The sequence below is a fragment of the Cedecea sp. B1(4) genome, assembly GCF_059414925.1.
The window spans coordinates 105,283-122,123 of sequence record NZ_JCAHMZ010000008.1 but is presented as its reverse complement, the minus strand read 5'-3'; the positions used below and the strand labels follow the sequence as shown (position 1 = coordinate 122,123).

Annotated in this window: 15 protein-coding genes and 1 tRNA gene; 6 read left to right on the top strand and 10 right to left on the bottom strand. The window is 46.8% G+C overall.

Annotated features, from left to right (window positions below):
- Positions 1-90: 90 nt before the first annotated feature.
- Positions 91-864, bottom strand: a complete 774-nt coding sequence (locus ACR6JA_RS17685) for an SDR family NAD(P)-dependent oxidoreductase (RefSeq protein WP_166875989.1) — start codon at positions 862-864, stop codon at positions 91-93.
- Between the two features lie 164 nt (positions 865-1,028).
- Between ACR6JA_RS17685 and ACR6JA_RS17680 the strand changes: the two genes are divergently transcribed.
- Positions 1,029-1,937: a LysR substrate-binding domain-containing protein gene (locus ACR6JA_RS17680; protein ID WP_213713284.1), complete on the top strand. Its 909-nt coding sequence runs from the start codon at positions 1,029-1,031 to the stop codon at positions 1,935-1,937.
- Positions 1,937-3,223 (top strand): DUF445 domain-containing protein, encoded by a 1,287-nt coding sequence (locus tag ACR6JA_RS17675; RefSeq protein WP_494494062.1) that lies wholly within the window; start codon positions 1,937-1,939, stop codon positions 3,221-3,223. Before ACR6JA_RS17680 ends, ACR6JA_RS17675 begins: the two co-directional genes overlap by 1 nt.
- A gap of 31 nt (positions 3,224-3,254) precedes the next feature.
- Here ACR6JA_RS17675 and ACR6JA_RS17670 read toward each other — a convergent pair whose 3' ends face one another.
- Complete coding sequence (locus ACR6JA_RS17670; RefSeq protein WP_494494063.1) at positions 3,255-3,539, bottom strand: hypothetical protein; 285 nt, start codon at positions 3,537-3,539, stop codon at positions 3,255-3,257.
- Positions 3,540-3,859: 320 nt separating this feature from the next.
- On the opposite strand from ACR6JA_RS17670, the gene ACR6JA_RS17665 reads away from it, so the two are divergent.
- From ACR6JA_RS17665 to ACR6JA_RS17655, 3 genes are all read left to right on the top strand, one after another.
- Positions 3,860-4,201, top strand: coding sequence for a DUF1294 domain-containing protein (locus ACR6JA_RS17665; RefSeq protein WP_494494064.1), 342 nt, complete (start codon positions 3,860-3,862; stop codon positions 4,199-4,201).
- Between the two features lie 776 nt (positions 4,202-4,977).
- On the top strand, positions 4,978-5,784 hold the full coding sequence (locus ACR6JA_RS17660) for a winged helix-turn-helix domain-containing protein (protein WP_494494065.1): 807 nt from the start codon (positions 4,978-4,980) through the stop codon (positions 5,782-5,784).
- Between the two features lie 24 nt (positions 5,785-5,808).
- Positions 5,809-6,249 carry a YqeJ family protein gene (locus ACR6JA_RS17655; RefSeq protein ID WP_494599143.1) on the top strand — a complete coding sequence of 147 codons (441 nt, stop codon included), beginning with the start codon at positions 5,809-5,811 and terminating at the stop codon, positions 6,247-6,249.
- 213 nt (positions 6,250-6,462) lie between these two features.
- Here the strand turns inward: ACR6JA_RS17655 and ACR6JA_RS17650 are convergent, their stop codons facing one another.
- Complete coding sequence (locus ACR6JA_RS17650; RefSeq protein ID WP_494494067.1) at positions 6,463-6,876, bottom strand: EAL domain-containing protein; 414 nt, start codon at positions 6,874-6,876, stop codon at positions 6,463-6,465.
- Positions 6,877-6,950: 74 nt separating this feature from the next.
- Here ACR6JA_RS17650 and ACR6JA_RS17645 point away from each other — a divergent pair.
- A protein-coding gene (locus tag ACR6JA_RS17645; protein ID WP_494494068.1) for an IS3 family transposase occupies positions 6,951-8,098 on the top strand; the annotation gives its coding sequence in 2 pieces (ribosomal slippage) (positions 6,951-7,188 and positions 7,188-8,098; 1,149 coding nt in all).
- Between the two features lie 421 nt (positions 8,099-8,519).
- Here the strand turns inward: ACR6JA_RS17645 and ACR6JA_RS17640 are convergent.
- The 7 genes from ACR6JA_RS17640 to ACR6JA_RS17610 form a co-directional block, all read right to left on the bottom strand.
- Positions 8,520-9,119, bottom strand: coding sequence for a DUF1120 domain-containing protein (locus tag ACR6JA_RS17640; RefSeq protein WP_494494069.1), 600 nt, complete (start codon positions 9,117-9,119; stop codon positions 8,520-8,522).
- Between the two features lie 9 nt (positions 9,120-9,128).
- The gene (locus ACR6JA_RS17635; RefSeq protein WP_494494070.1) at positions 9,129-11,558 is read right to left on the bottom strand and encodes a fimbria/pilus outer membrane usher protein; all 2,430 of its coding nucleotides are present in this window, start codon (positions 11,556-11,558) and stop codon (positions 9,129-9,131) included.
- A gap of 17 nt (positions 11,559-11,575) precedes the next feature.
- On the bottom strand, positions 11,576-12,283 hold the full coding sequence (locus ACR6JA_RS17630; RefSeq protein ID WP_494494071.1) for a fimbria/pilus chaperone family protein: 708 nt from the start codon (positions 12,281-12,283) through the stop codon (positions 11,576-11,578).
- Between the two features lie 73 nt (positions 12,284-12,356).
- Entirely contained in the window at positions 12,357-13,073 is a 717-nt protein-coding gene (locus ACR6JA_RS17625; RefSeq protein WP_494494072.1) for a DUF1120 domain-containing protein, read from the bottom strand.
- Between the two features lie 88 nt (positions 13,074-13,161).
- Positions 13,162-13,803: a helix-turn-helix transcriptional regulator gene (locus ACR6JA_RS17620; protein ID WP_494494073.1), complete on the bottom strand. Its 642-nt coding sequence runs from the start codon at positions 13,801-13,803 to the stop codon at positions 13,162-13,164.
- 1,538 nt (positions 13,804-15,341) lie between these two features.
- Positions 15,342-16,538, bottom strand: a complete 1,197-nt coding sequence (locus ACR6JA_RS17615) for a tyrosine-type recombinase/integrase (RefSeq protein WP_494494074.1) — start codon at positions 16,536-16,538, stop codon at positions 15,342-15,344.
- A 173-nt stretch (positions 16,539-16,711) separates the two neighbouring features.
- A tRNA-Arg gene (locus tag ACR6JA_RS17610) sits at positions 16,712-16,788 on the bottom strand.
- Positions 16,789-16,841: the final 53 nt, after the last annotated feature.

Sequence of the window (16,841 nt, the reverse complement as noted above, 5' to 3'; positions counted from 1 at the left end):
GGAAGAGAGAGGGGATAACCAATGTTTCCCAGGCTTTTATTTTCTCCCTCATCCCTTTGGAGAGAGGGCTGAGGTGAGGGGCGATCGCGCCTAGTTACGACCCGCCATCACGCCGCCGTCAACGTCCCACAGGGCGCCTGTCACCCAGGTGGTATTGTCGGACAGCAGGAAGCTCACTACTTCGGCAACGTCGCGTGGCGTACCTACGCGGCCAATCGGGTGGAAGCTATCAAAGCTGCCCATCACGCCCGCCACATCCTCTTTAGGAATGAAGCCTTCATAAATTGGGGTATGCACCACGGCCGGAGAAACCGCGTTGACGCGAATACCGTGCGAACCCAGCTCAATGGCAAGATTCTTCGTCAGCGCATGCAGACCGGCTTTCGCCATGGAGTAGGCGGAAGAAGGCGTGGCACCGATGGCCTGTTGCGCCCACATGGAACCGATGTTGACGATTGAGCCTTTGATGCCGGCGGCAACCATGTTTTTCACCACTTCGCGGGTAATGAAGAAGGTCGCGCGGTTGATGTTCATGTACATGTCGTAATCCGCCTCTTCGTGTTCGGTAAAGGCTTTCGGGAAGAAGACCCCGGCGGCGTTCACCAGCAGGCTGATGTCGCGGTGCTCGGCGTTAATCACGTCCATCACTTTATGCATCCCTTCGCTGCTCATTAGGTCTGCGACGATGACGGACACTTCCCCGAGGGCAGACAGCGCCTGGCGTGCCTGTTCGGCTTTCTCCGCGCGATTCCCGACCAGCACGACTTTCCCGCCGTTTTCCAGCACCTGACGGGCGCTTTCCAGACCCATACCGCTGGTGCCGCCAACAACTAAAAGTTTCTTACCTGCGAATGATGTAGACATGATGACCTCGTTTATCTTTGCTTAATAAGGTGAAGCTGCCTGCGTGGCGCTTCGGAATGGCGACAGAATGCCAAACCTATTTCGGCCTGACGAAGCATAAGAACTTGCATATCGAGAAAGAAAAACTATCTTGTCGGTGTGTCGTCCTTTGTCGAAGAGAAAATATGAGATCGCTGAATCGCCTGAAATGGCTGCACGCCTTTGAAGCCACGGCACGCCACGGCAGTTTTACCGGCGCGGCGGAAGAGCTGGGCGTAACGCCCGCCGCTGTGGGGCAGCTTGTTCGTTCTCTGGAAGAGTGGGTCGGCCATCCGTTGCTGCACCGCACGCGCAGCGGAAAAGAAAGACTTACGCTGGTGGAGGAAGCGAGGGAGGCGCTGCAGGACATTACCGTTGGGCTGGACAGCCTGGAACAGGGATTGAACAAGCTGCGAGGTGCCAGAGCCCGCGCGGTGGTGGTGATTACCGCTTCTCAGGTACTGATGATGAACTGGCTGATGGAGCGCCTCAACCGCTTTTCCGAGCAGCATGACAGCATCGACCTGCGCCTTAACGTCACGGAAAAACTGACCGATGTGCTGCACGGCGAGGCCGATGTCGGCATACGCTGCGGCCCCGGCAACTGGCCCGGGTTGAAGTCAACGTGGTTAATGGATGAAGAGGCGGTGATTGTCTGCAGCCCGCATTTGCTGACCGGCGTCACCGAAGCTGACTGGCTGTCGAAACAGAAGCTTATCTATGATGATACACCGCATCCCGGGGCGAATTTCCCGGAGTGGGAAACGATTTCTCAGGACATTGGCGTGGCGTTGTGTGAGCAAAACGGCCTGCACATTAACTCTACGTCGGCCGTTATTCTGGCTGCCCTAAGCGGGCGTGGTGTGGCGGTTGTGCGCAAAGCGCTGGTCCAGCAACTGATCGATCTTGGGCAGCTGCGCCAGCTTTTCCCGCAGCACAAATGGCCGCTGACCTGGTCCTATTTTATCGTGCGTTCAGAACGCTCCAGTCGACGCCCGGAGGTGACGCTGTTCCATGACTGGCTGGTGGCAGAGACGGGCGCTACGCTTAGGTAATGGAAAAACTCACCGAATTAAAGCGCGCCAAACGGCTGGCGCTCTCGCTTTTGCTGATTGCCGCCGCAGCGTTTGTCGCGACCTTATTTTTGCCGCCCAGTTTCTGGGTCAGCGGCCTGAAAGCTATTTCTGAAGCGGCGATGGTCGGCGCCCTGGCGGACTGGTTTGCTGTGGTGGCGCTGTTTCGTCGCGTACCGATCCCGTTTATCGCCCGTCATACCGCCATTATTCCTCGTAATAAAGACCGTATCGGCGAGAATCTCGGCAAGTTCGTGCAGGAAAAGTTTCTGGATACTCAGTCGCTGATTGACCTGATTCGTCGCCATGAACCGGCGCAGATGATGGGGAGCTGGTTCCGGCAGCCCGAAAATGCTCAGCAGGTAGGGCGGCATATGCTCAAGGTGATGGAGGCTTGGCTGTCTTTGACCGATGACACGCGGATTCAGGGGCTGATTCGCCGGGCGGTGCACAAAGCTATTGATAAAGTCGATCTCAGTTATTCCAGCGCGCTGTTGCTGGAAAGCCTGACGAAAAATAATCGCCATCAGGGCTTGCTCGACTCGGTCATAGCTCAACTGCTGGCGCTGCTCGAGAAACCTTCCAGCCGGGAATTTATTGCCCGCCAGATCGTCCACTGGCTGGAAACTGAGCACCCGGTTAAGGCCAGAGTGCTGCCCACCGAATGGCTGGGCGAGCAAAGCGCAGAGCTGGTGTCAGACGCCGTTAACTCTCTGCTGGATGACGTGAGCCAGGACAAAACGCACCAGCTTCGCCGGGCATTCGATCGCGCCGTGCAGCGGCTTATCGACAGCCTGAAAAATGACCCGGAAATGGCGGCTAAAGCGGAAACGATCAAAAGTTACCTGAAGGAGGATGAGAAGTTTAATCTCTACCTCGGCGAGCTTTGGAATGACCTGCGGGACTGGCTGAAAACAGATATCGCCCGCGATGATTCGCGGGTGCAAAAGCGCATTGCCGAAGCGGGGCAATGGCTCGGGGAAACGCTAACGGCCGATGCTTCGCTGCGGGCCTCGCTGAATGAGCACCTTGAGCAGGCTGCCCGGCATATCGCGCCGGACTTCTCAGCTTTTCTCACCCGGCACATTGCCGACACGGTGAAAAGCTGGGACGCAAAAGACATGTCGCGGCAGATTGAACTCAACATTGGCAAAGATCTGCAGTTCATTCGCATTAATGGCACGCTGGTGGGGGGCTCGGTCGGACTGGTGCTCTATTTACTTTCACAATTGCCGGGCGTGATTGAGGGCTGGGGGCTGCGGTTTTAAGGCACAGGGCGCGAGGCCCTGTGCAGCGTGGTTAGCCCTGATGAGGCATCAGTTTTGGGTCACCGGCAAAAGCGGGTTTACCGCTGTTTAGAGCCTGTTCGTCAGCGCCTATCGAACCGCTGTTATCCGCCCAGACACCTTCCTGTGTTTTGCTGATGGCCTGATGCTGGCCGTTAAGGTTTTGCCCCATGGCGGCAATGTGCTGGCTTTCGGTTCCACCGCTGTTGTCGGCCCAGGGAATGACGGGGTCGGCCGCTGCGGCGAATAAAGGCAAGCAAATCGTGCTGGCAAGCAGCATTTTGATGGCTTTATGCATGTTATTCACCTGCTGACATTAGCGTTTTGGGTACCAGCTCCGGGAGGAGATGGCGGTACCGATAAGTCTACTGCGGCTAGAAATATGCGCTGGCGAGGAAAAGTAAAAGAGCGTGTCATTTGCCACAATTGCTTACCGACGATCTCAAACTATTCAATAAGATAGATAGCGAATATGTTTCTTTTGAAATAATTCATTGGCTAATGATAATGGCCGTTATTTATTAAGTGACTGAACCGCCCAACAACCCGGCAGGACCCATAAACAATTTTTAGGTATCATTTCGTCTTATTTTCAATGGCATATTACTGCGGTAACTGATGACTCTTAATCATTTCTGCTATTTTCTTCTGATGCTCGCCGCGCTGGGCAGCGCTTTTGTGCCTCACTCTTTGGGCATGTGGTTTGTACTGGTGAATGTGCTTACGCTGCTGGTTTACGGCGGGGACAAACTGGCTGCGGTAAAAGGCTGGCGGCGCGTGCCGGAGGCAACATTGCTTCTCTTTGGGCTGACGGGTGGTTGGCCCGGGGCGATTTTGGCTCAGCAAAGTTTTCGCCATAAAACTCAGAAACAGCCGTTCAGACGCTGGTTTATTATTACTGTGATAATAAATTTAATTGCCGTTATTGTCGTGGTATATGAGTTTTATTTACCCAGGTAATATTAATTTTGTTTGTGGAAACCATGCATTGAGTTTTTCTATGTGTTTGTATCTTTTCAGGTGGCTTTGTTGAATTGTTGATGTTTTTAGTGAATTAATAAATTCTTGCTAGAAATTAAATTAATTTTAAGCAGAGGGGTTTAGTTAGATGATTAAAGATAAATAACGTCCTGCAAAGCGTATCATACGATCTTAATGGTTTTTAATTAAGCTTCTTTCAGGTGTGTTATGTTGTGTATTGCTCATGCGCTTATCCATCAAATAAAAGATTGAGTGTTAAAAAATTATTTGGAAAAAAAAGTCATGCAGTTAGCGTAACGGCCGTTGGAAGCCATTTCTTAAATGTGGTGTTATGAAAGAAAACACCGGAGATAAACAAATATTTAACAAGTTTGATGAGGTTTTTATAGCTAAATTCTCATAATCAGAATCATGAAATGATATTGCTATGATCCTTATTTATCATGTCTGTGACCGGCAAGTGTAATCGTCATCATCCGCTAGTTGGGAAATTAGACAGGAAGGTGTATTTCTTCGCAATGAAAATGTTATTAATTAACCATTATTAATCAAAGCAGTAAAAGCTAATGGATGGGAAATTAAATTTCCGCTCTTAATTAAGATGAGTCTTAACTTGTTTAGCTTTTTGCCTTTGTGTTAAGATCGTTATTTGGGTAAGGTCCTTTCTCCGGTGCTGTTGCCTACTGCGGTTTCCCCATAACTGAATAGTACACGGAGTTGAATACATGCCTATTGGAGACTAAGGATAAGTGGAAATGGAGCAGTGTAGCTCAAGTGGTTCATATAACTATGTGATTAATGATGAGATAATCTTCAATCCTGATAAGCGGGTTTTGTATCGTGTGAATGACGAGGCCAATGTTGAAACTCTTAATACCCCCACAACAAAATGCTTTCTTTTACTAATATCACGCAACGGAATTGTTGATCAGGCAACTATATACTCATATGTCTGGGGTGAGAATGAGAGCATGATCACACCCAACAACCTATATCAAAATATTTCGCTCATTCGCCGCGCGCTGTCAAAGTTAAGTCCTGGTCTCAATTTAATAAAAACAATCCCCAGAATAGGTTTTTCGATTAATACCGAGATAAAAGTTGAAAAAATTTCTTCGGAGAAAGTTGAGTATGATGAGAGCCATGAGAGCCATGAAAATCCGATAGAGGTAAAAAAAGAGCCAGCTCCTTGTGTTAATGTTGCTCCAAACTACGCTGTAAAAAATAAAATGCTCCATCCTATGGTCATCATTTCATTGGCTGTCTTGACGACCATTGCCTCGGCGTTATTTGTTGCCGGTACATCACGTCAGTCTTCGTACTTTCTTAGCTATCATGCGTACATTAATAATGATGGTTGCAATATATATACCTCAGTAACGACACAAAGAGATATCAAGTTTGTTACCGATAAGTTAATCAGTAAATGTGAAAAAACGCCATGGCATTATGTTTCCTACAGCAATCTATTTTCTGACATTTCTGTTATTTCATGTACGCAGCCGCTGGGAAGGAATAAAAAAAATAATTGCAAGTCAGCTTATTTTTTCGTGGGGAGTTGATGAGTGAATAATAGACGATATTTAATGATGATATCATTTTTTGTTTTTTTACTTATGGTTGTCATCTCGGTGGGCGGGCTAAAGCGTTATCATGCCAATCACTTTAGCTGTAATGGGGTATATTCTGCATCCTACAATGACGTTGTGCTTCATGCTAATGCGCGAATGACATTTTCCGGCAGTGAGGGAACGGTTGTTCTAAGTGGAGTACTTGAAAGTGATTCAATTAAAGTCAGTAATATTGTTATTTCTGCAATGTTTGATATTAAGAAGGTTAAAGAGTCATTTGTACTGACTGCAACAAAAAATACAGTTGAACTAAGTGATGAAAAAGAAAAGATTAAAAGGATTCTGCCTGAGTTTTATTATAATAAAGGGTCGAGTGTGATTTATGATATTCTTCCTCAGGGAGATGATTACCTTTTTTTAAGAGGTGGGGTTCCGGTATTTTTCTGTAAGCGATAATATAGCCTCATTCATTTGGAATTCAGACCCTTTAAAAAATAATACGTTATGCCACCTTAAGCGTGGGTGGTCTTTTTCTGTATATGTCATTTTTTATTTAATAGTGGTGAAATGGTGTTGCTTAATGTCAAATTAGAATGTCATTGTTATTCAGTGAATGTAATTTCTATTGCATTGATCTATTTATTTAGTTGGCCAGGATGGTAGTATCTTCTAAATTGATACCGGCGCACCAAAATAGTATCCTTGCATATAATTTACCCCGCACTTATAAAGTAAATCTCTTTGGGTTTTGGTTTCAACACCCTCAGCAACGAGTATGGTATTGACCAGAGAGGATAAATAAACTAACGATTTTATCGTACTTTCATAAATCAGACTGTTACCATGAGTTAGAGACAATTCCCTGTCGAGTTTGAGCATGTAAAAACCCATTGCTTCAATGTACTTTATGGATATGGAGTTGTTGCAAAAATCATCAATTGCAATATCTATATTGTTTTCTGACAGTGATTTTATTGCATCAATCATGCTATCCGTCAGTATTGCTCCATTGCCTTCCACCAACTCCAGAACGAGTTTTATGTCTTCTCTTATCTTTTTCCTGAACGAGAGCAAATACTTCATGAAAGAGGCGGTGAATAGCCACAGGTTTAACAGACACCTCAGAGTCATTTAAAATGACTTAAAGAGAGGTGCCCATGAGCGGTAAGCGTTATCCTGAAGAGTTTAAAATTGAAGCAGTCAAACAGGTTGTTGATCGTGGTCATTCTGTTTCCAGTGTTGCAACACGTCTCGATATCACCACTCACAGTCTTTACGCCTGGATAAAGAAGTACGGTCCGGATTCTTCCACTAATAATGAACAGTTAGATGCTCAGGCCGAGATCCGCCGTCTTCAGAATGAGTTGAAGCGGGTTACTGACGAACGGGACATATTAAAAAAAGCCGCGGCGTACTTCGCAAAGCTGTCCGACTGAGGTACGCCTTTATCCGTGACAACTCCTGTTGTTGGCCAGTTCGTCTGCTCTGTCGGGTTCTGGATGTCCATCCGAGTGGATTTTATTTCTGGCTTCAGCAGCCACATTCACAGCGTCACCAGACAGACCAGATGCTGTCCGGGCAGATCAAACAGTTCTGGCTTGAGTCTGGCTGCGTTTATGGTTATCGCAAGATCCATCTCGATCTGCGTGATACCGGACAGCAGTGCGGAGTGAACCGGGTCTGGCGGCTGATGAAGCGTGCCGGAATAAAAGCTCAGGTTGGTTACCGTAGCCCACGGGCACGTAAAGGCGAAGCCAGCATCGTGACACCCAACAGGCTCCAGCGGCAGTTCAATCCGGACTCACCGGATGAGCGTTGGGTGACGGACATAACCTACATCCGAACCCACGAAGGCTGGCTGTATCTGGCCGTGGTGGTTGACCTGTTCTCCCGAAAAGTTATCGGCTGGTCAATGCAACCCCGCATGACAAAAGAGATTGTCCTGAACGCATTACTTATGGCGGTGTGGAGGCGTAGTCCTCAAAAACAGGTACTGGTTCACTCTGATCAGGGCAGTCAGTACACGAGCCATGAGTGGCAGTCGTTCCTGAAATCACACGGTCTGAAAGGCAGCATGAGTCGTCGCGGTAACTGCCATGACAACGCGGTTGCTGAAAGCTTTTTCCAGTTACTGAAACGCGAACGGATTAAGAAAAGGATCTACGGAACGAGAGGCGAAGCCAGAAGCGATATTTTTGATTACATCGAAATGTTTTACAACAGTAAGCGTCGGCATGGTTCCAGCGATCAGATGTCGCCGGCAGAATATGAAAACCACTATTATCAACGGCTCGGAAGTGTCTAGATTATCAGTGGCGATTCAAATTCATAGTACATGAAAAGTTATCTAGTAAATTCTAATTCTCTATCAATTATATCTATAACCGTTACATCTAAGCTTAACCTTCTAACATAACTGGTTTTTTTATGCGCTTAACCTGAAAGATGGAGAGTGTTGCTATAATTAATAAAACCTAAGCATAACATAATACTTGTTAAACACGATTAATCAGACAGACATCACACGCAGAAATTGGCAATAATGTATCATCAAGGATAAATTCAATTCTTTAATATTTAAATTAACTTCAACATATCAGATGTGATCTTCCAGGTTGTGTATATAAAAAGGCAGGTATCGTAAGATACCTGCCTTTTTACAACATTATGGCGCCGCGTCTATATGTTCTCGATATTGCGCCGATGTATCTTTGTTTTATGTCAATTCAGTCGTCCAGTAACAGTGTTAACACCGTTTGATTTTGTTGCCGACGGCTAACTCGCGCATCGCTTTCTGTCAGCATCGGTTGTACATCCAGCCGAGCTGTAAATGTCTTTCCTTCAGCCAATTTTCCATTCATGACTGGTGAGAACCATTCTCCTGGATACAATGCCAATGTATGCTTTCCGTTATCCTTGATAACTTCAGCAGGCGTGATCTCACTCAACGCCACTGCATTGCCATCCACCTGAGCATCAAGCAGATAAAGACGAGTAAAGCCATGTTCTCCGTAACGTAATCCCCTTTCATTCCTCTCACCTTCAACCCTTAAACGCATCTTCCTGGTGTAGGGGCAGACAACACTCACTGTCAACGAGCGTCCTCCAGGAGAGACCATTCCTCCCCCCATATCTTTCAATTGCCAGCGAGACATCACTCCATAATCGACCATTGGATTGCTGACCGTAAGACTGCAACGTGTATCCAGCGGTAATTCCTGTATTGGAATTACTTCTTGGCTTGGGGGAATAAAGGATGGAGCAGCTCTGGCACCCGTCATCCCTATCAAAAGAACAAGTAAGAACCGTCCATAAAACATATTCATCGCTTCTCCTCACCGGCAAATCGCCGTCGCGTTTTCATAAAGGCCAGCTTTGTCTGCTACCTCCGGAAGCGCTAGTTTCATCGAGCACACCGTCTCACCGGCATTTTGTACCTCCAGATTCATTCCCGGGGCAGCATCAGGCACGAATACGGTTCCATCGTCCCCAACTACTGTGACCAACCTTCCTTTAGCATTAAAAACGCTTGCGCCATATGGCAGTTCGCTTCCATCAACCATCTTTGTTTTGACCAGCACTCGTCGTGTGCGAAGCACATCGAAGTCCACCCGCCCAATGGCACCGCGGACCACCTCACTCTCTTGCCACGCATTACCGATATCGACATTTTTGGCCAGACTTCGGGTATCTACCTGAATGACTGAACGCCGATATCCAGTCAGGGTCGGTATCACTGCATATCCCCTCTGGTTGGTCCATACTGGACCTGCCGGCGTATTCAGCCGGACACCAGACTCGTGTCCCACACGTGCAATACCAAAAGTATCTGATACGGGGTAAGGTGACAGGGTGATACCATTTTCATCCATCACAACCGCACCATTGGCACCCGTTGACCAGGTTGTGTAATTGTCACTGTCACGGCTGATGCTGGTGTTCAACTGACTGACCGCCGTCACGAAATCTATGTTGCCGTTGACAGACGTAAGCTTATTCCTTACGTCACGATCGGTGGCAATACTCCAGCCCCGATCCTGGCTAGTACGGTCACTGTATCTAATACCTGTCCGGGCACTTCGTTTGGATGTATTTAGGTAGCTGTTGATATCACGCGCTTCGCCCAGCGGCATACTAAATGATACATACAGTAGGTCATCAGCCTGACCACAGAGATTACCAGTGTTGTGTTCCAGACTAACCCCGAGATAGACACGTCCAAACTGTCGACTCCAGCTACCGCGCAAATAATCGGTTTTGTTGCCGTCAAAGGTGGAGCTGCGAGCCCACGAAAGTGACAATGTCCCCAACTTCTCTGATGCCCAACTGACGCCATTACCCCATTGATATCGGTTACGGCTCTTACTGTAGGTGGTATCCTGATCAGTCCGTTGTAGAACATCAGTCAATTCGCGATAACCAGCTGTTTGCTGACGTCCGTTGATGTTGATACTCAAGTGCTCATTCAGTCTATGGCTGAGCTGGGCGGCGAGTAAGCTACCTTTATTACCGTGGTCCACATCTTCCGCCAGGGTGCTCTGCAGGCTAAGGCGAGTTGACTTAAACAACTGCGTATCCAGTCCAAGCGCTCCAACACGATAAGGAGCTGACCCCAGTAAACCTGCGTTCAGGTTAGTGAACGCCGTGAGCGGCCAGCCGGAGGATATCGTGCCAAGCATCGGCGACTTGTCAGTCTCCTGATCGACTCGCCCAATACCAAACGAAAGTCCCGGTGAGACCAGTGGCACACGCGACAGCAAAGTGGCCGCGGGTACAATGAATTTCCGTATATCACCTTTAATGCCGGTGAGTGTGACGTCCAGATCGTTATAGGTATTTATCAGGGAAAACCCTTTTAGACGAAATGGCCCAGCAGGAACTATGGTGCTGTATACAAGTACGCCAGACTGACGGACCTCAACCACAGACTGCGTCTGTGCAAGCCCCTCGACCAGCCCTATACCACTTTGACCAGATGTCAGCGCAGTCTCAGGAAATAGTTGCATACCCAATACCTGTCCAGTGCCGAACAGCGAGTTGGAGAAGTTTATCTGACCAGCCTGCAGAACCTTTTTAATACCGATGAAACTACGCTGCGCATAGCTAGACTGGTGATTAATGCGGTCTTCACCATTAAAACGGGTAAACGTCTGACGACTACGGACAATCCAGTCATCAACATTGAACCCGGCTTCAGTATTGATCTGCCCAAAGTTAAATCCCCCGGCAGATCCGGAGGAACGCGTATATTGAGCATTGTAGTTAAGCATGCCGGCAACTCCGCCGTGCTGCCAGTGACCATCCTCTTTACCCGGTACACTGAGCGCTTCTTGTGGAACAACAATAAGAACTTGACCTTCCCCAGGTTCGGAGTGTACTTCGGCTTGCGGCCAGGCTTGGCGCAGGTCAAAACAGCCAACAAAATCAGTATATCCGGAGGGAGACACCAGCCCCGCTACACGCAGAAAGTCACGGTCGGCACAAAGCGAACCAACCTCATTAAATTTCACTCGCACTCGTCCGCGGCTATTACCGTTGACGAAAAGAGCAACGGAATTTTCACCAGATAGAAAACGCGGAGCCTGACCAAAAAGATCTGCAATATCAGGGTCAATGTCTCGCGCCCTCAGTATGCTTGTATCAAAGGTAACGTTTTTAAAGAGGTGAGGATCATTTTCTGCTGCCTTAGCAGAGATAAGGCAGAGCGCTATGATTAACAGCAAAAGCCCCCGGAGGCACACACAGCACGGTTTCATCTGCAACATATTAATCTTATGAATCTTTAAGGCGTGATAGGTGCGTCATAACTGTCTACTGTGAAACCCCAAGTGGTAGCAGGTGAGATGTGTACTTTACTGGCAGTTGTCGTAGCGCCTCGAATCAGCTTCGTCTTGGGGGACAACGTCAGTTTTTCTCCTGGTAGAACATAAGGATGTGGAAGTATCCAGGCCACTTTACCTGGTAAGGTTGATACCTCTTGTCCTAGTCGTACGACGTACGCAGACGGGTTACTGACGCTCAACTCGCCTCCCTTTAGTGACCATATCAGACGCTTCCAGGGGGATTCATCACGAGCAAGGCCGGCAGGACGAATAATGACTGGCAGGTTCTGGCGCACAGTCATGCGCACCATACTCTTGTCTTTTTCCTGCGGAGGCACGCCTTCAAATACGACACGTTCGAGACGTTCTGTTTTTAACGGTTTTTTGGCAACCAACATGAAGCGGACTCTCTGAGTTTTACCGGGTTCAACGCGGGCAACAGGTGGCGTTACAATCAGCAGTTTTTCACTGTCCTGTTTGATATTCTGCAGAGTGGTCAACAGCAACATGGGGAAATTATCGGTGTTTTGCAGGTTGATCGCACCTTCGCCATCCCCTTCCTCGACAATAACCACCGACGATTCAGGCAACATGCCGGTAGCATGGGCGCTAATAGTGAAAAGCCAAAGACCGGCTGTAGTGGCCGCTAAAAAAGCTGAGAACTTCATGTGTAATATAATCCGAGTCAGAGAAACTATGGCGGACAGCAAGACTGGGTAAGAAACCCAGTCTGTATAAAACTTACAGGTAGACCAGCTCCAGAGTGCTCAGGCCGTTTAGTTTGATGGGTTTGGTGAGATCAAGAGCAGAGGTCTCTGTGATATATGCCTGCACATCGAGTTTTCCAGCTACGGTTTTTGCGGCAATAGGTTCCATGTCGGTACCATTACCCCAAGACAGAGAGTAATTTGCGGCGTTATACATCGAATAGAAGGAACCTTTATCAGTCGCCAATTCCCAGGCATCACCAGGCTTACCACGGCGAATTAATGTTGCATTCTTACCATCAACAGAGATGGAATCAGGGTCTAATCGGATGCCGTATCCTCCAATATTACGGCCATCATCTGTTTTTCCCAGACCATCGACATTTACCGATTTTACGCCCCATAACTCTCCCTTGAAAGGATTCATACCAGAAGACGTGGTTTCAGTAAAATCTGTTGAGGTATCTGGTTTTGATCCTACTGCGTGCACAGCAACCTTAGCAGGCGCATCACAGGTGATGCTGAAATCAATAGCCTTCAGCGGCAGGACAGTGTAGGTATCTTTCGAGAGTGATTGTGGTGGAATAGTGCCGTAATCAGCAGTCCCTCCTCCAGCAAGCACAGGTTTACAGGCTGTTGGTGTGATGGTGCCTACGACTTTTACATCAACGTTTTCGGCTCTGACAGCAGTAGAAATGCTCGCTATTACAGCGAGTGCACAGATTGTTTTCTTAGCTACATTCATTTTCATACATCCTTTTTATTTGGATTGATACGTAATACCGACAAATGCGGTGGTAAATGTCCTCACTGAGCATCAGTTTCAGACAATTTATTCTCTACGGAATAAAAAATTCATTGATCCCACTAAGGTTCATTTTTCTCAGTGCATTGATCTTGTGCGAACTGACTGTTTTAACTGAGATACATAGCTTTCTTGCCACTAACCAAGGTGGTATGCCATTAAGCAAATAGAGAATAATATTCGTTTCCGACAGTGTTAAATATTTTATGCCATTGAAAAAATCACGATTCATCGCCCTGGCGGTGGACGATTGAACAGGATGTATAGTGGCAAACAAATCCGGACTTATATAATTATCATTCGTAGAGCACTGTAATATTTTTTCAAAGTCACTGAGTGAGTCACTCAGTGAAAAAATAAAAAGCACCCCCATGGCACGAAGCAATTTTAAAGTTGGTTTATGTGAATCATTTACAATAACGATGACGCGTGGCTTCGAAGGAAGCAACATAAAAAAATGAATTAAAGATAATTTCTCAACTCCCCCTCTACAAAATTGAATATATACGTCATCTTCATTGTCATAACGGCGCATCATTGAATGCGGTGTTAAAGAGCTACTTTCTTCAATCGCATTCTCTATGTGTTCACCATTCCCAAGAATGGAAAATATTCCATTACTTAAAAAATTGCATTGACAAATGAGAGATATTTTTCTTTTTACTAATTTACACATCCTTCTGGCTTTTATTGATTCCAAATGTAAAAGGTAAATAAATAAGTTTTATTTAAGAAAGCCCCCCCCTCCGTAATGGCTTCATATTTTCCACAGGTAACATCAGTCCGTCAATTATCAGAAAGAAAAGAAAAAAACTCAGTATTTGTACTATTTTCAATGAGTTAATTAAAAGCAATGAGCATAAAAAAAAATGGATTTTATTCAATGCAGAATTTAATCTGCCATGTGTGATAAAAAAAATCACCATATCCGAAATATAACACCAAAAAAAACACTAAAAAACCTAATTAATTCTGAATGGTCGCTTTTATGCAGACAAAAAACCTAACAATGAGCACATTATAAAGATTGTTAATCTGATTTGAGTCGCGTTACTGACTGAAAAACATGAATAAATTTTAAGTAAAAAAATTTGACGCATTTATTATTAAATTGTCAAAAATGCAGAATAATTGCATCATCATGCACGAGTGTTAGTTTTGTGTGCCAGTAACGACGTCTGTATATCAATAAGGCATATAGGAAACCACTGCTGCTTACAAGAAGGGGGATTTTTATGGGCTTTGCCACATAACGGTGTATTTTCATTGATCCGGAACTATCCCCTAAAAATGGTGGTTCTCACCAGTATGTTATGCCCTCTAGGGCATAAAGGCGCCGGCCGGAGCTGAAGAGAACGACGTGGGTAACGGGCGCCGTGACCCGGCTACGCCGGTCACCTTGTTGACAGGTATTGCCTATCTAACCCCCCTTCCTGCTAAGCCATACCCGCTAACCGCGATGAAGAAGCCGCTGTACGCCGTCGGAGTGGTCCCGACAAGGCGTAGCCGCCGGCGGGGCGTATCTCCGCGTTAGCGCCGTCAGGCGCTTACGGGTGTGTTCACCAGACTCACCGCAACATCGCCTGCAGTCTCTCGATGTTTAGTTACAACACCCTTCTAAAAGCGATGCTGTTCCGGCCCGGAGGGCCGGGGCTGCGATGATTGAGTAGGGGCTAAAGACAGTCAGGACAGTATCTGGATGGATTAACAAGAGATCATCGACTGAAGGAGTCGAGTACGGTATTAAAAAAGCTACCGCACTCTTGATGTCTGGCTAACGGAACGGTTCACGATAGTTGCTAGAAAGAGTGAGAGATACACGGTTGTCAGCCTTTATTACAATTTCGGGATACGAAGTATCCTTTACCGATACTGGTGAAAACGATGCGGTAAAGCTAATCCAGCGCGATTTAGGTTGTGCAGTGAAATACGATTAGGAAAGAGCTAAGATCCAACAGATACGCGTACTCAGGCTGAAATACTGACCAAAAATGGTGTCTTGATGAGTGATTGCCAGCAGAGGAAATATCAATAAAAATGGCTGTCAGAAGTCGATTATTCCTGATGACGGTTGGGGCATATTCGGTATCAGAGGCCAAAATTGGAATGCAATCCAAAATAAAAATACATCCGTAAAGCACCTCCATTCAGGAGGTGCTCTACTTAAACCTTTAATCCTATCCACCGAATCCGCACTCAGGCTAACAAGAATCATTATGAGGCAATATTAAGTCTGGATATTCCAATTTGACTAATATAATCCCCATACCACTGCAACATCTCCCTACGCTGTTCAAGATACTGCGCATGGTTGTACGTGCCACGAATAGTGTTTTTATCTACATGAGCCAGCTGTAACTCGATCCATGCCGTGTTATAGCCCTGTTCATGCAGAATAGTACTCATCGTGTGCCGGAAACCGTGCCCCGTAGCCTTTCCGTGATACCCAATCCTTTTTAGTACTTGATTGATACTCGCTTCGCTCATTGGTTTGGTTATATCGTTCCGTCCAGGAAATACTAGGTTATAACGACCTGTCACAGCCTGGACTTCACGTAGTGCTGCCACAACCTGATCGGACAATGGCACCAGATGTGGACGACGCATTTTCATCCTTTCTATCGGCACTTCCCAAACCCGCTTATCAAAATCAAATTCTTTCCATTCAGCCAGGCGAAGTTCGATAGTGCGAACTCCAGTCAACATCAGAATTCGAGTCGCCAGTCGGGTTATCGGACTACCAGAATACGCGGCAAGAGCCTGCAAAAAAGCAGGGAGTTCATCAGCTAGCAGATGGGGATAATGGGTAGATTTAGGCGCAGTCAAGGCACTTGCCAGTTCAGAGGCAGGGTTAGTTTCAGCTCTGCCGGTGACTATGGCATAGCGAAATACCTGATTGCAGGCCTGGCGGATTTTACGCAGTTTATCGAGGACACCACGTTTTTCGAGCTTACGAAGCGAGTTGAGGATCTCCAGAGGCTTGATCTCTGCAATTGGGCGTTTACCGATATCCGGGAATATATCGTTTTCAAACGCTTCCATAATGTCTTCAGCGTAGCCCTTCGACCAGTTAGGGCGTTTATATTCATGCCATTCCAATGTGATCGCTTTAAAGGTGTTTTCTACATTGGCCTTTTGAGCTAGCTTTTCAGCTTTCTTCTCTTTACTCGGATCGCCACCTAAAGCGACAATTTTTCGTGCTTCTTCGCGCTTAAGCCTGGCATCTGCCAGAGAGATATCAGGATAAACTCCGATAGACAGTTTTTTCTCTTTCCCCAAAACACGATACTTAAAGCGCCAATACTTCGCACCGCTGGGCTTTACTAACAGATACAGGCCACCGCCATCGGTGAGCTTATATTCTTTTTCTTTGGGTTTTGCAGTTTCTATCTGTCGCGCATTTAGTGGCATAGGGGCCTCTAATTTCCATTGAACGAGATGAGCCCCCTCAAAGGCCCCCAGCTACCACTTGATTTGGGTGTAACTGAGTTGACCACAGTAGAGCTCAGGACAGAAAAATTCAGTAATATCAGGGAGTATAAAGGAGAAAAAGCGAATTCAGTAGAGGTGTGTTGACTTCAAAATGGTACGCCCTACAGGGTTCGAACCTGTGACCTACGGCTTAGAAGGCCGTTGCTCTATCCAGCTGAGCTAAGGGCGCACGGAGTAATGCAGAGAAACATTACGGCTTGATGCGGGGTGGATTATACGGTC

Coding starts and splice junctions, on each gene's coding strand:
- ACR6JA_RS17660 (WP_494494065.1), top strand. CDS start 4,978: ATGGAGCAGTGTAGCTCAAGTGGTTCATATAACTATGTGATTAATGAT.
- ACR6JA_RS17685 (WP_166875989.1), bottom strand. CDS start 864: ATGTCTACATCATTCGCAGGTAAGAAACTTTTAGTTGTTGGCGGCACC.
- ACR6JA_RS17640 (WP_494494069.1), bottom strand. CDS start 9,119: ATGAATATGTTTTATGGACGGTTCTTACTTGTTCTTTTGATAGGGATG.
- ACR6JA_RS17625 (WP_494494072.1), bottom strand. CDS start 13,073: ATGAAAATGAATGTAGCTAAGAAAACAATCTGTGCACTCGCTGTAATA.
- ACR6JA_RS17680 (WP_213713284.1), top strand. CDS start 1,029: ATGAGATCGCTGAATCGCCTGAAATGGCTGCACGCCTTTGAAGCCACG.
- ACR6JA_RS17675 (WP_494494062.1), top strand. CDS start 1,937: ATGGAAAAACTCACCGAATTAAAGCGCGCCAAACGGCTGGCGCTCTCG.
- ACR6JA_RS17665 (WP_494494064.1), top strand. CDS start 3,860: ATGACTCTTAATCATTTCTGCTATTTTCTTCTGATGCTCGCCGCGCTG.
- ACR6JA_RS17620 (WP_494494073.1), bottom strand. CDS start 13,803: ATGTGTAAATTAGTAAAAAGAAAAATATCTCTCATTTGTCAATGCAAT.
- ACR6JA_RS17655 (WP_494599143.1), top strand. CDS start 5,809: ATGATGATATCATTTTTTGTTTTTTTACTTATGGTTGTCATCTCGGTG.
- ACR6JA_RS17670 (WP_494494063.1), bottom strand. CDS start 3,539: ATGCATAAAGCCATCAAAATGCTGCTTGCCAGCACGATTTGCTTGCCT.
- ACR6JA_RS17615 (WP_494494074.1), bottom strand. CDS start 16,538: ATGCCACTAAATGCGCGACAGATAGAAACTGCAAAACCCAAAGAAAAA.
- ACR6JA_RS17635 (WP_494494070.1), bottom strand. CDS start 11,558: ATGTTGCAGATGAAACCGTGCTGTGTGTGCCTCCGGGGGCTTTTGCTG.
- ACR6JA_RS17630 (WP_494494071.1), bottom strand. CDS start 12,283: ATGAAGTTCTCAGCTTTTTTAGCGGCCACTACAGCCGGTCTTTGGCTT.
- ACR6JA_RS17650 (WP_494494067.1), bottom strand. CDS start 6,876: ATGAAGTATTTGCTCTCGTTCAGGAAAAAGATAAGAGAAGACATAAAA.